At 61.2% G+C, this 11924-nt stretch carries 12 protein-coding genes and 1 pseudogene; 8 read left to right on the plus strand and 5 right to left on the minus strand.

What is annotated here, in order from left to right; all coding sequences use genetic code 11:
- Nucleotides 1-226, plus strand: a 226-nt coding sequence (locus tag K288_RS48310; protein ID WP_043162064.1) for a transposase, incomplete at its 5' end; no start/stop codon positions are given.
- 168 nt (nucleotides 227-394) lie between these two features.
- On the opposite strand, the gene K288_RS0140315 is transcribed toward K288_RS48310, so the two are convergent.
- Nucleotides 395-814: a hypothetical protein gene (locus K288_RS0140315; protein WP_027584506.1), complete on the minus strand. Its 420-nt coding sequence runs from the start codon at nucleotides 812-814 to the stop codon at nucleotides 395-397.
- A gap of 478 nt (nucleotides 815-1292) precedes the next feature.
- Between K288_RS0140315 and K288_RS55590 the strand changes: the two genes are divergently transcribed.
- Together K288_RS55590 and K288_RS0140325 are read left to right on the plus strand one after the other, a co-directional pair.
- A complete protein-coding gene (locus K288_RS55590) occupies nucleotides 1293-1427 on the plus strand; it encodes a hypothetical protein (RefSeq protein ID WP_256378889.1) in 135 nt (44 codons plus the stop codon).
- A gap of 939 nt (nucleotides 1428-2366) precedes the next feature.
- A complete protein-coding gene (locus tag K288_RS0140325; protein WP_343209585.1) occupies nucleotides 2367-2753 on the plus strand; it encodes a DUF2130 domain-containing protein in 387 nt (128 codons plus the stop codon).
- 60 nt (nucleotides 2754-2813) lie between these two features.
- On the opposite strand, the gene K288_RS0140330 is transcribed toward K288_RS0140325, so the two are convergent.
- The 3 genes from K288_RS0140330 to K288_RS0140340 all read right to left on the minus strand — a co-directional run bounded on the left by K288_RS0140330 (nucleotide 2814) and on the right by K288_RS0140340 (nucleotide 7257).
- Nucleotides 2814-4541 (minus strand): ATP-dependent helicase, encoded by a 1728-nt coding sequence (locus K288_RS0140330; RefSeq protein ID WP_027584508.1) that lies wholly within the window; start codon nucleotides 4539-4541, stop codon nucleotides 2814-2816.
- Nucleotides 4538-6352: an AAA family ATPase gene (locus tag K288_RS0140335; protein WP_027584509.1), complete on the minus strand. Its 1815-nt coding sequence runs from the start codon at nucleotides 6350-6352 to the stop codon at nucleotides 4538-4540. Before K288_RS0140335 ends, K288_RS0140330 begins: the two co-directional genes overlap by 4 nt.
- Nucleotides 6353-6498: 146 nt before the next feature.
- Nucleotides 6499-7257, minus strand: coding sequence for a MobA/MobL family protein (locus K288_RS0140340; RefSeq protein WP_027584510.1), 759 nt, complete (start codon nucleotides 7255-7257; stop codon nucleotides 6499-6501).
- 272 nt (nucleotides 7258-7529) lie between these two features.
- On the opposite strand from K288_RS0140340, the gene traC reads away from it, so the two are divergent.
- Genes traC through K288_RS48315 form a run of 4 tightly spaced genes read left to right on the plus strand, consistent with a single transcriptional unit; the run spans nucleotide 7530 to nucleotide 10464 of the window.
- Nucleotides 7530-7826, plus strand: coding sequence for a conjugal transfer protein TraC (traC, locus tag K288_RS0140345; RefSeq protein WP_027584511.1), 297 nt, complete (start codon nucleotides 7530-7532; stop codon nucleotides 7824-7826).
- 4 nt (nucleotides 7827-7830) lie between these two features.
- Nucleotides 7831-8046, plus strand: coding sequence for a type IV conjugative transfer system coupling protein TraD (locus K288_RS0140350; RefSeq protein ID WP_027584512.1), 216 nt, complete (start codon nucleotides 7831-7833; stop codon nucleotides 8044-8046).
- Nucleotides 8033-9955, plus strand: coding sequence for a Ti-type conjugative transfer system protein TraG (traG, locus tag K288_RS0140355; protein WP_027584513.1), 1923 nt, complete (start codon nucleotides 8033-8035; stop codon nucleotides 9953-9955). The genes K288_RS0140350 and traG overlap by 14 nt, the downstream gene beginning before the upstream one ends.
- Nucleotides 9952-10464 carry a thermonuclease family protein gene (locus K288_RS48315; protein ID WP_027584514.1) on the plus strand — a complete coding sequence of 171 codons (513 nt, stop codon included), beginning with the start codon at nucleotides 9952-9954 and terminating at the stop codon, nucleotides 10462-10464. The genes traG and K288_RS48315 overlap by 4 nt, the downstream gene beginning before the upstream one ends.
- 136 nt (nucleotides 10465-10600) lie before the next feature.
- On the opposite strand, the gene K288_RS48320 is transcribed toward K288_RS48315, so the two are convergent.
- On the minus strand, nucleotides 10601-11689 hold the full coding sequence (locus tag K288_RS48320; protein WP_084800084.1) for a group II intron reverse transcriptase/maturase: 1089 nt from the start codon (nucleotides 11687-11689) through the stop codon (nucleotides 10601-10603).
- 56 nt (nucleotides 11690-11745) lie between these two features.
- Between K288_RS48320 and K288_RS55210 the strand changes: the two are divergent.
- Nucleotides 11746-11924 (plus strand): annotated as a pseudogene (locus K288_RS55210) (IS5/IS1182 family transposase); the annotation flags it as partial.

An 11924-nucleotide genomic window follows, 5' to 3' on the forward strand; every position in this document is an offset into this window, starting at 1 on the left:
CGGACCGCTGACACAGGCGATGAGAAAAAAGATTGCCGATGGCGGCTTCGACACCCCCTACCGGCTAAGAAAGCAGATCGTGGAGGCGGTGTTCGGACAGATCAAGCAGGCGCGCGGCTTCCGCCAGTTCCTGTTGCGGGGCCTGGCAAACGTGCGTGCCGAATGGGCGATAATCTGCACCGCCCACAACCTCGTGAAGCTCGCTAACCTCGCAAGGCCCCCATGAGCGGGATTTCGTGTCGAAATGCGCCAACCAGAAAGCTATCTGGACGGGCTCCTAGGGAAGGCTCCAGACGCGCCGCCGCCAACAGGCGCGATCAAGTCCGCGTCCGATGAGCCAAAGGCAGCGGCAAGTGTTGAGCGCACCACCTCGCGGTACTCGGACGGCGCATCGTCAAGAGGATCGCATGCTATGACAGACTCTTCCATAAAACGCACTTAAGAGACTAGCTAGATGGATCTCGGCGTCTATTACGCCATCGTCCTTTGTCTGTGACAAGGTCTCGAGATACTTGTGAATGGTGCGCGTTGCCTTGTCACGAAGCACCGCGCTGTGTACGTACTCCTTCACGCCGTCGGCTTCGAGGAACTCGTCCGCCAGACGGGCGACCTGTTCGTCGGGGAAACGGAACGTCTCGAGCACCCGACCGGAGTCGAACATCACGATCGCGATGACGCGGCGGCCACGCCGCTCGAGCTCCTTGGTGACGTGGAAGGCCAGGTTGCCACCCGCGGAATCTATCTTGGCCCCATAATCGTCAATGGCGCATATGTCGCTCTGATCAATCTGCGGGACAGTAGCGCAAATGACCAAGAGGATTGGGCTCCCGAGAGGAACAATTCTGAGTTGTGCACGTGAAGCGAGCTGCAAATTCCCGCCTGCCTATGGATTATTGCGCGCAACAAGAAGGACGGAGGGAAGCTGCGCGATCGGCGTGGTGATGGCGTTGACCTTCTTGGTACGACGGGCCATTGCAGGGCGCTGCGGTGGCTACAGCTGATAGCACGCCTAAAAGCATGACTTTTGATGGTTTACTATTATTGGTTGCGCAAGGCGTTGATTTTTTATCTGTTCTCAGTTCTTCGTTAACCATCTTTTTGAGGCTGACGCCTAAAAAGGGTGGGCGCTCTCGCGTCTTGTCGAGCAGAAAAAGGGGCCAATCTCCTGAAGCCGCGCAGGGGACACGTCAATCAGGGTCTCTCGAGAATGTTTGGATTGTCGCAGCCGTAGGAGGCACGAGTGTTTGACGATGCGTTTCCTACAAGCCGACTTTTTGTATGGAGGAATGCCGATGTTCGGTCGAAAAACTAATTGCGATGCTCAGGCCCAAGTCGACGCGATCGGCCGTTCGCAGGTCGTGATCGAGTTCAAGCCGGACGGCACGATCATCACGGCCAACAAGAACTTCCTCGATGCACTCGGTTAGCCGAGCGATCCATCTGACATGAGTTCTTGTTCCGATCCCAATGCAAGGTAGTGTATCACGAGTCGATTTTCAACGACTCGATCTTTTGTTGGCCGATCGACCTAAAGCCCCCCAGGAGGGTTGCCGCTCCGCCGTCTTCTCGACGTACTCAGCAGTCTGCTCGGCCGAGCGCCGAAGAGCGCCGGTTCCGGCGGGCCTGGATGACTCGGTGCTGTTCTAATAGGACCTCGCCTAAATTGGGATCGGCCACGAACGGTAGTTGTCCGGAATTCCCTCAACCTGAAGATGGCTCTAAATATAACTATCGCGGCGGTGTTGCATTCCGGAAACCTGTAGGAAGCGCCTACAAGAAAGCGGAGGAGAGCATGAGTCTGGAGCGCCAGTACCGAGAGCTAAAGAAGTTGCAAGAAAAGGTCCGTCAATGGGAAGGAAAGAGTTGTTCCCGGCGGTCGATTGAAAGGCAGTCGGTGTGGCGAGATGTCTTGCTCTCAATTCCGGGACACGTCACCTCCGAGCCTTGCCTGGTACGCGATCTCTCTAATAGAGGCGCTGGCATTCAGCTCAATGGACTGACAATTCTGCCGACCGAGTTTTCGCTTTCCTTCGATGAGTTTCGCACCACCCACCCTTGTCGTCTCATATGGCGACAGGGCGACTTCATCGGGGTGGCATTTCAAAACACGGGCCGTTATCCAACCCTCGGCGCCAGATAAGAGCGCCTGAGGCCCCTCGCCAGACGCCACGGGATCAACCAGAAAACCTGTCGCGAAGCGGAAGCAGCACGAGCGCGACTCGGCGTCGGAATGCAGATCGACGCTGTCCCTACCGCGCTCGCGCTGCTGGTGAAGTTAGTGGCGACGTGACTCGACGCTTCGACGGACCAATGAAGCGCTGTCCCTATCACGCGCCGCTAACTTGGGTGGCCATCCGCGTTGCGCATTGCCGGTCGCCGTGGCGCTTCGCCAAGGTCTGATCGATGTGAGCAGCTCGCGCCTCGTTCAGCAGGGTCAGCAGACCAAGATGGAGCAGGTTCATCACTACCTGACCGGCACGAAGTTCCGCCAGCGCATCGAAGCGGTGGTGGAGAAGTTCAACGACATGCGTGAGGACCTCGACAAGGAGCGCAAGTTCATGGGCCGTCAGTGGGCCAAGCGGGAGACGCAGATCCTGGCCGTCGTGGAGTCGACGGTCGGCATGGTCGCGACTTGCAGACGATCGCCGGCAGGGCCATGCCGGAGATCCCGAGCCTCGAAGTACCGTTGCTTGAATCCTCGGCCGAGATTGAACGGAAAGCGAGCTAGTTGGTCGACCTCGATGCGGAGTTAAGTCGCCTCCCTTCTCCGTTAGAGGCGGCAACTATCGGGGGCAGCCGCTCGATTTAGCGACCTATAAGATCGTCAACGAGATAGTGCTGCCTGTCGCCTGCAACAAGCCCATTAGACGCGAGGCCTGCGACTTCGGAACCGCGAACGCCAGTAACCGCTGTGCGCGCGAGGCACCAACGTAAATCTTCCGCGCCTCTTCGTTGTCGCTCGTGGAGCCGCTGGCGCTCAAGAAGTCGAGAATCCCCTTCGCCGTCCGCGGCGACATCACCACGCACACCGCCGGAAACTCCATTCCTTTGACGCTGTGAATCGTCCGGGCGCTATGTCCGCTGGGTGGCGCGCTGGAGAGCGCTTTCGCCAGATCCGCGTTGCGGCGAAGCCGCTGGTTGATCGATTGCCCGCCCGCCGACAGCAGCGGTGCGAGAAGACCGCGCGCGTGATCTTGCCACGCGTCCGCCGTCGCAAAGCGCGCTGAATCGAAGCGAAGGGCCTGGACCAGTTCAAGCGCTCGCGGACGCCAGGAGTCCGGTTCGAGCCCCGCGTCGGCAACATGCTGATGATAGGTCTTGTGGCCGGTGTGGCCCTCAAGCTCCAGCATGATCTTGTGCACGTCTTCGAGCGCTTCTTTTCGGCCACCGAGCTCGAACGAGAAATGGTAGTCGCTGATCGCGACAGCCAATCGGTAGCTCAGGTCCTTCACGCCATTGTCCGCCGGATGACCAAGGGCGTTCGCCCCACTCCGCCGCGTCGCCGCCACCACCGGGCAGTCACCGGCGTCGAGCTGAAGCGCCTCGGTTAATTCCCGGAATTTCGCTCCGACGGCGGCCGGCACGCTGTTGCCCGGATAGGATAGGACGTGGACCGGCGTGGGCTCGTCTCGATGTTCGCCGAGCGCTTCGTCGGTCACCGACTGCGCGCCTGGCGCTCGCAAGGCTACGATAGCCTTGGTGATGTGGCGGCTCGACCGGAAATTGCCGGTCATCGGCAGTCGCTCATCGTCCGCGAAAGTCTGCGCGAAGGCCTGGAGTTCACTCGTTACACCGCCGCGAAAGCCGTAGATCGACTGATGGGGATCGCAAATGACCTTCACCGGAATGCGAGCGCCCCGAAACCAGTTGATGATTTCCAGATCGACTGGATTGCAGTCCTGGGCTTCATCGACGACCAGCTCTTGAAAACGCGAGCCCAAGGCACCGGCCAGAACAGATGACGAAGCGGGGTCGCGCAGTCGTGCCAATGCGATCTCACGCGCGTCAGCGAAATCCAGCTCGCCCCGCTCAAGGAAGCGAGTGCGTGTATTACGAGCAGCCGTCTCGTGCGCCTTGATCTTGCCTTTGAACCCGTGTCGCGCGAGCATCTCCGGTATCGCGTTGCCCGTTGATCGATCGAAGCATTCCAGCGGCAGAGCTTGAGCGGCCGCATAGGGTTGGATGTGTCGCTGATCCTTGTCCGGAATCAGCCGAGGCCGCGTCGTGCAACCTGGTACGCCGAACGGTGCAATCAAGACTTGCCAGAGGAAGGCGTCGAATGTGCCAATGAAATGCGGAAAAGCCGGTGTTCGGAGCAACCTTTCGCGGCGCAATCGATCCTCGAGCTCCGACACAGCTGCGATCGTAAACGACAGGAACGCGATACCCCGTCCTGACAAACGAGCGGCCAACAATTGCCGCGCCCTCTCCACCAGCACGCGAGTTTTGCCCGAGCCGGGACAGGCGGCAACGAAGGCGGGGCCATCATGACCGATAATCCGCACCTGCTCGTCCGTTGGGGTGAAAGGCTTGGCGTTCATGCGACCAACATGTCGATTGCTCGCTTGAGATAGGCAGGCACGACGAGGATTTTACCGTCGTTGATCTCCTCGGCCAGGAGTTGCGCGAAATCGCCTTTGCGGGTCGTCTCGAACAGCTTCTGGATCGCAAGCGCCTGCGCATCGCCGCTCAAGGCGGCTGCGGCATCCCACTTGTCGCCAGATCGAGGATGCAGCTTGAGATAGACGGTTTTCAGGAGAGCGCTGTTGCCAGCACGCACCAGCTCGGTTTCCAGCGAGTAGTCGTTGATGACCACCTCAATCAGCGCGCCGGCCCCGAGCGCGGCAGCGACAGTATCCAAGTTCTTCTTCCGAAGCAGGCCCGGAAGTTCCTCGCCTTTCTCCAGATCGCCGCCATCCCCGTCGGTGAGCACCACCACCCGATCAGCAATGCGAACCTCGTCAAACGGGGTCAGCAGAAGCTTCGCATAAGGCTCGAAATCCACACCGTCGATCGGCACGAAGACCGCGGAACGGAATAGCCGCAGCTTCTCGGTGTCGTCCTTCAGTATGATCTTCTTGGCGATGATTGGCAGCAGCAGCGCCTCGGCGATGCCTTCGGCGAGGAGCACACGTCCGCCGAACAGGAAAGCAGACTTCGTGACATCGAGATAGCGATCGATCTTGCGTCGCTCGACCGGGTCGAGCGCCAACCTCGCCAATGGGATGCAGCGCGTCACCCGTCGCGGGCGCGACTCCGAAGCAGGCGCCTCCTTATCGGCGGCCGTATCGACGATAGCCGACGCGTCTCTCGGTGGCTTCGGCACGAAGGAGCGAAAAAACACCAGTTTCTTACTTTCCACCCAGGCAGACAGATTCGGAGAATGGGTTGCAACGATGATCTGTAGCTCGCCCGCCGGTCCTTGATAGCCAGGATTCGGCTTCCGCGATTTCTCGGCCTGCTCGTCTAGGAAGCTAAGCACTGCGGCTTGAAGCTGAGGATGAAGATGGGCCTCTGGCTCTTCGACCAAGAACAAGGTCAGATCGGCGTCATTCACCTTCTCCAGTTCGACCGCAATCGTCGCCATATACAGCAGGTTGGCATATCCATGGCCTGAGTAGCGCAGATCCTCGGGCTCTATCCCGTGGTCGGCGAGCTTGAACCGCAAATCACGTGCGATATCGATCAGCTTTTCATCGTTGGCGAAGCCTAGTGCCGCCGATTGCCGCCGCACTCCCGAAGTGAGCGCGCTCAGGCCTACCTCTACTGCGCCACCTACTTTCCCGAGGATTTCTGCGTCGGCGCCGCGCCGCAACGCCTTCGCAAGAGCCTCCGGATCACCTCCATCCAGGAAGTGTTTTAATAGTGCGTAGATGCGCGTCGGGTTACCCGACGCAAGCGCCCGTTTCGCGTCACGCAGCGGCGGCAAATAGACGTGCCGCACCATCTCATGGCAGCCTGCCTCCGGTGTGCCCTGCTGGTGACCGCCCCATAAGACCGGCCGGACAGGGAAGCGTCCGGTGCTCTCGTCATAACGCAGACCGAAGACGCAGCCCGTGATCGCGTGATCCGTCGCCGCCGAGATCATGCGTCCCTGCTGAGCAGGGTTCAGCTCTTCGAAGCGGCCGACCAGTTCGAATTTGCGGCTCGCACCGCCAAACCTGATATCGGTTGTCTCGCAATAGAGCTCACGCCGGCCGCCGAGGGGAGTGGTCAGCAGCCTTATGGCGTCTATCGCGTTACTCTTGCCACCGTTGTTCTCGCCGACAAGGATCGTCAGATCCTTGCACAGCGGAATTTCCGTTTGCTCGAATGAGCGGAAATTGCTCAGCTCCAACGACTTGAGATACATCACCCCCTCCGGCATCGGCCCAGCCCCCATTGGGTGCTGATGTCTCTTTTGAATTCAGTTTGCCCCGTGGGCCGATTGGTGTGGGAAGACCGCTCGCTCGCTACACTCCAACTGTCTTCCCCACGATCAACGTCAGCGCGTCGCAGTCACGGATCCGGTTCGACGATGCTGACCCGCAACTCATTCAGCACCGCTGCTAGACTTGGCGCCCCGATGAGCTTCGTTACCCGAACCACTTTCAGCTTGACGACCGCATGGTCGAAAACGGCTAGATTCGTGTGCCCGTTAAGGCGGGACGGGTAGATGATGCCGTCCGGCTTTGCCGGGTGATCGTGGAAGGCCACCGACCAGGCTCGCGCTAGGCTCTGGCTGGTCGCTTTCGCCACATCGGTCGGAACGCCTTCATCACCGATGACCGGCACCTTCTTCGGCCCAAATCCATTCTCACCGAGCGGCCGCAGGGTTGTCATCAGATGGATGTGCGGATTGCCGGGCTCGTCATGGAAAACCCAGTCGGCGACCTGTCCGCGCGCGAGCACCTGGGTTGCGACGAACTCCCGCACCAGGGCGATGTTCCGGTCGATGGTGAGTTCGACCGGCAGGGCGATGATGAACTCCTTGGCGAGCTGCGCATCCGACCGCTTCTCGAAAGCCTCGATTGCGTTCCAGAACGCCTCGGCGGCGCCGGCGACCGAACGGTCGGCGATCAGCTCACGCGCCCATTGCGGGGCATCCGGCGGCAGCAGGAATTCCTCATGCCGCAGGCCCCGCTTGGCGGAATAGTCGACGGTCCGCCCCTCCGCCTGATGCTCCATGCGCGCGCAATGCCGGTACGCCGCCGACAGCACGGCGCTGCGACCGGAACCGCGCGAGATGAGCTGGGGCGTGAAATGCGTGATGGCCAAGGCGGGGCGATCTCCCGGACGAGGGCGGAACAGGCTCGTCGGGGGCGGCGGCAGAGCCACGCCAGGGTGGCAAACCCCGGCAGGCGGGAAAGCAGGGCGTCGCGGATGCGACGTATTACTGCGCCCTTGGACCGCTCTCATCGAGCGGCCGGGATGATCTCAAGCGGCGTCGGCTTTGCCGACTAGCTTTTTTATTAGTCGCTCGGGCCAGCGACTTCCGAAATCCTCCGCGCAGTCCAGCAACACTGCCCAGCACGGAGGCTCAACCGGAAATGAAGAAACCGTCGTCGAAGATCCGCGAAGAAATCACTCGCCTCCAGGAACAGTTGAAGGCCGCAGAGACACGCGAGGCCGAGCGGATCGGGCGCATCGCGCTCAGGGCCGGACTCGGTGAGATCGAGATCGAGGAAGGCGAGCTTCTGGCCGCGTTCGAGGATCTCGCCGGCCGGTTTCGCGGGAAGGCAGGGAAGGCGACCGGAAGGAAGGGAGCCGAGGCCGGAGGCGATACGAGCGCTCCTGCCGCGAAGGTCGCGTCTGGCGCGCATGCGAATGGCGCTGGCGAGGTATGAGCGCATGCGCCAGGCATCATCCTCCCAAGCCCGGAAGAAGGACACGCGCGAGAAGATCGAACTCGGTGGCCTGATCGCAAAGGCGGGGCTGCGCTACGAGAAGCGCGCGGTGCTGCTCGGCGCGCTGATCGAACTCGATCGCCGGCTGAGAACTGACGAAGCCGAGCGAGCACGGCTTGCTGCCATTGGTGCGGAGGCGTTCGGCCGTGACGGCGAATAGGCTCCTTCTGCTGATCGTGCCGATGGCTCTGATGCTCGGCGCGATCTTCGGGTTGACCGGAATCGGGCATGGGCTTGCCGGCCTCGGCAAGACGGAGGCGCAGCGTCTCCTGTTCGCCCGCGTCGGGCTGGCGATGCCCTATATCGCGGCAGCAGGGATCGGCGTCATCTTCCTGTTCGCCACCGCCGGCTCCGCGAGTATCCGCGCGGCGGCGTGGAGCGTCGTCGCGGGATGCGCGGCGGCGATTGCCCTCGCTGTCGCGCGCGAAGCAATCCGCCTCTCCGCAATACTGGCGAACGCCGTACATGGCCGATCGCCGCCGGCGCAGATCGACCCAGCTATCATGGTCGGAGCGGGTATCGCGCTGATGGCCGGCATCTTCGCGCTGCGCGTTGCGGTGAAGGGCAACGCCGCCTTCGCCGCGCCGATGCCGAAGCGCGTTCGCGGTCGCCGCGCGCTGCACGGCGATGCGGACTGGATGACCATGCAGGAGGCCTCACGGCTCTTTCCCGACGCCGGCGGCATCGTCGTCGGCGAGCGCTATCGCGTCGACAAAGACAGCGCGGCGGCTGAGCCGTTCCGGGCCATGGAACGGCAGAGCTGGGGCGTCGGCGGCCGCGCGCCGCTACTCTGCTTCGACGCCACCTTCGGCTCATCGCACGGAATCGTTTTCGCCGGATCGGGCGGCTTCAAGACGACGTCGGTGACGATCCCGACCGCGCTCAAATGGGGCGGCGCGCTCGTGGTGCTCGACCCGTCGAACGAGGTTGCGCCGATGGTGATCGAGCATCGGCGCGCGGCGGGGCGGACCGTGCATGTGCTCGATCCACGAGAGCCAGGAAACGGCTTCAACGCGCTCGACTGGATCGGCCGCTTCGGCGGTACGAAGGAGGAGGATATTGCCGCCGTCGCCTCTTGGATCATGAGCGACAGCGGCGGCGCCCGCGGGGTCCGCGACGACTTCTTCCGCGCCTCGGCGCTGCAGCTTCTCACCGCGCTGATCGCCGACGTCTGCCTGTCAGGTCATACGGAAGAAAAGAACCAGACGCTTCGCCAGGTCCGCGCCAATCTGTCCGAACCGGAGCCCAAGCTGCGGGCACGGCTACAGGCGATCTACGACAATTCGGAATCGGCCTTCGTGAAGGAGAACGTCGCCGTCTTCGTCAACATGACGCCGGAGACGTTCAGCGGCGTTTATGCCAACGCCGTCAAGGAAACCCACTGGCTTTCCTATCCGAACTATGCCGCGCTGGTGTCCGGCTCGACCTTCGTCAGCGACGATCTCGCGGGCGGCGAGACCGACGTGTTCATCAATCTCGACCTGAAGACGCTGGATACCCATGCCGGGCTCGCCCGCATCATCATCGGCGCCTTCATGAACGCTATCTACAACCGCAATGGCGAGGTGACGGGACGGGCCTTGTTCCTGCTCGACGAAGTGGCGCGCCTCGGCTTCATGCGGATCCTGGAGACCGCCCGCGACGCCGGCCGCAAATACGGCATCACGCTCCTCCTGTTGTTCCAGTCGATCGGTCAGATGCGCGAAACCTATGGCGGCCGCGACGCGGCAAGCAAATGGTTCGAGAGCGCGAGCTGGATTTCGTTCGCGGCGGTGAACGATCCGGAAACCGCCGACTACATCTCAAAACGCTGCGGCATGACCACGGTCGAGATCGACCAGGTCAGCCGCTCGTCGCAGGCGTCCGGTTCGTCGCGGACGCGATCGAAGCAACTGGCCGCGCGGCCGCTGATCCAGCCGCATGAGGTGCTGCGCATGCGCGCCGACGAACAGATCGTGTTCACCGCCGGCAACGCACCGCTCCGGTGCGGCCGCGCCATCTGGTTCCGGCGCGACGATATGAAGGCCTGCGTCAGAAAGAACCGATTCCAACCTGAAGAAAAAACATGACGGCGCCGCGCGTTCTGGCAGAGGCGGCGGTCATGACCATGGTGGTGATCCTTGCGATCACCATCGGCATCTGGTTCCCGCATACGCCAGGCGTGTGGCATCAGAACGAGACGACGACGCTCGCCGTTTCGCCGCCACCGCAGGGCGATGTGCTGAGCGTCCGTTTCACGCTCTGCGACGGGCCGATCCGCGTGAACTGCGTCGTCGACGGTGACACATTCTGGTTCAGGGGCGACAAGATCAGGATCGTCGATATCGACGCCCCGGAAATCTTCTCGCCGCGATGCCGAAGCGAGAAGCAGATCGGCGAAATCGCCCGCGATCGGTTGCTGGCCCTGCTGAACGCCGGCGGCTTCACATTGGTCTCGGGCTGGCGCGACACTGACCGGTACGGGCGCAAGCTGCGCACGGTCACGCGCGCCGATCGTTCGCTTGGCGAGAAGCTCGTCGAGGAAGGTCTCGCCTGGCGCTGGAACGAGCCGCGACGCGATTGGTGCGCCCTCGATTGATCGCGGCAGCCCGCCGCACACGCTACGATCATCGGTTTTCTCGACCGTGCCCCCTACAGGGTGAGTAGGCCGGAGGGGTTTCACCTCCAGCCTCTCGCAGAACGGTGCGTGAACCTCTCGATTCACACCGCTCCCATCAGGCAAACGTAGTCGTTCCGAATACCTTCCAATGTTCAAACAATCCGGGATTGTTTTGCGCCAGCTCTCGCAGAAAGAGACTGGCCCCCGTCTTGCATTGAACGCGCTTGAACTTGCGCATGACCCAATCCCTGAGCTTCCGGTTAACATAAATAGCTACCATGTTCAGGGTCGAGCGGCTGAATCGTCCGTAGTAGGCAATCCACCCGCGAAGGAGTGGATTAACCTCTCGGGCAATGTCAGCCAGCGCTGCCGGCGTTCGCCGTGGTATATTCAAGCCCCGAAGCGTCTCTCGCATCGACTTCATCGCCGTTGGGCTGACCGCCGGCGTGTAGCCACAAAAGAAAGAGCCATCCTGCTTGTTTCCTACTTGCCGAGGGCGGAACTGATACCCAAGGAAGTCGAACACGACATTCGGATAGTTCCCTTTGCGTCGATTGTCTTTGCAGTAGACGATTTTGGTTTTGGTCGGGTGCATCTGAAGTCCACATTCCGCCAGTCGAGCACCATGCTCCGCCTTAACGGCTTCGGCCTGCTGCTCACTCCTGCAGTGGACAAGTCCATCGTCGGCATACCGACACCATGGAAGGTCAGGATATGTCCGCGTCATCCACAGATCAAATGCGTAATGCATGAAGAGATTAGCGAGGCAGGGGCTGACGACACCGCCTTGCGGGGTGCCGCGTGTTCGCTCCAGAATTTCGCCATTCTTCTCCATCGGCGCTGTCAGCCATCTTTCGATGTATAACGGAGCCCATTTGCATTTGACGTGCTTTCTGACCGCTTTCAGCAAGAGATCATGCGGAAGATTGTCAAACAACCCTTTGATGTCGAATTCCAGAACCCAGTCATACTTCCAGCACCTCTGACGTGTGACGCCAACAGCGTCCAAGGCCGATTTTCCCGGCCTGTACCCGTAGGAGTCTGGAAGAAAGACAGCTTCCAAATCCGGCTCAATCGCCTGCTTAACTAGTCGTCCGTGAAGAATCGCCCAAGCCATTGATGTGGAGTCGATTTTTCGGTCGTGAGGGGGTTTGAGATTGCAAGCTTTCGGGGTTTGACGCCGCAAAAGCTTGCAAATCTGCATTTGAGGATACCGCCGAATCGCGCGTCGTGATTCCCTCGGTCTGACCGGAGGGGACGATGAAGCCAAAGGAACGACGCGACAGCGGACAGGCCGATCTTCTGCGCTCCCGGCTGGACGCGATCCTCGACATGGATCATGCACTGGTGAAGCTTTCGCGGACGATCGACTGGTCGGTCCTGGAACAGCGGTTCGGTGCGGTGTATGAGGACAAGGCGGGCCGGCCGCCACTGCCGAC

It is taken from the genome of Bradyrhizobium sp. Ai1a-2 (assembly GCF_000426245.1).
Classification (GTDB): Bacteria; Pseudomonadota; Alphaproteobacteria; order Rhizobiales; family Xanthobacteraceae; genus Bradyrhizobium.

What these genes read in the sequence shown, in the direction of transcription:
- K288_RS55590 (WP_256378889.1), top strand. Translation starts at nt 1,293, where the DNA reads ATGTTCGGTCGAAAAACTAATTGCGATGCTCAGGCCCAAGTCGACGCG.
- K288_RS0140330 (WP_027584508.1), bottom strand. Translation starts at nt 4,541, where the DNA reads ATGAACGCCAAGCCTTTCACCCCAACGGACGAGCAGGTGCGGATTATC.
- K288_RS0140335 (WP_027584509.1), bottom strand. Translation starts at nt 6,352, where the DNA reads ATGTATCTCAAGTCGTTGGAGCTGAGCAATTTCCGCTCATTCGAGCAA.
- traC (WP_027584511.1), top strand. Translation starts at nt 7,530, where the DNA reads ATGAAGAAACCGTCGTCGAAGATCCGCGAAGAAATCACTCGCCTCCAG.
- K288_RS0140350 (WP_027584512.1), top strand. Translation starts at nt 7,831, where the DNA reads ATGCGCCAGGCATCATCCTCCCAAGCCCGGAAGAAGGACACGCGCGAG.
- K288_RS48315 (WP_027584514.1), top strand. Translation starts at nt 9,952, where the DNA reads ATGACGGCGCCGCGCGTTCTGGCAGAGGCGGCGGTCATGACCATGGTG.
- K288_RS48320 (WP_084800084.1), bottom strand. Translation starts at nt 11,689, where the DNA reads ATGCAGATTTGCAAGCTTTTGCGGCGTCAAACCCCGAAAGCTTGCAAT.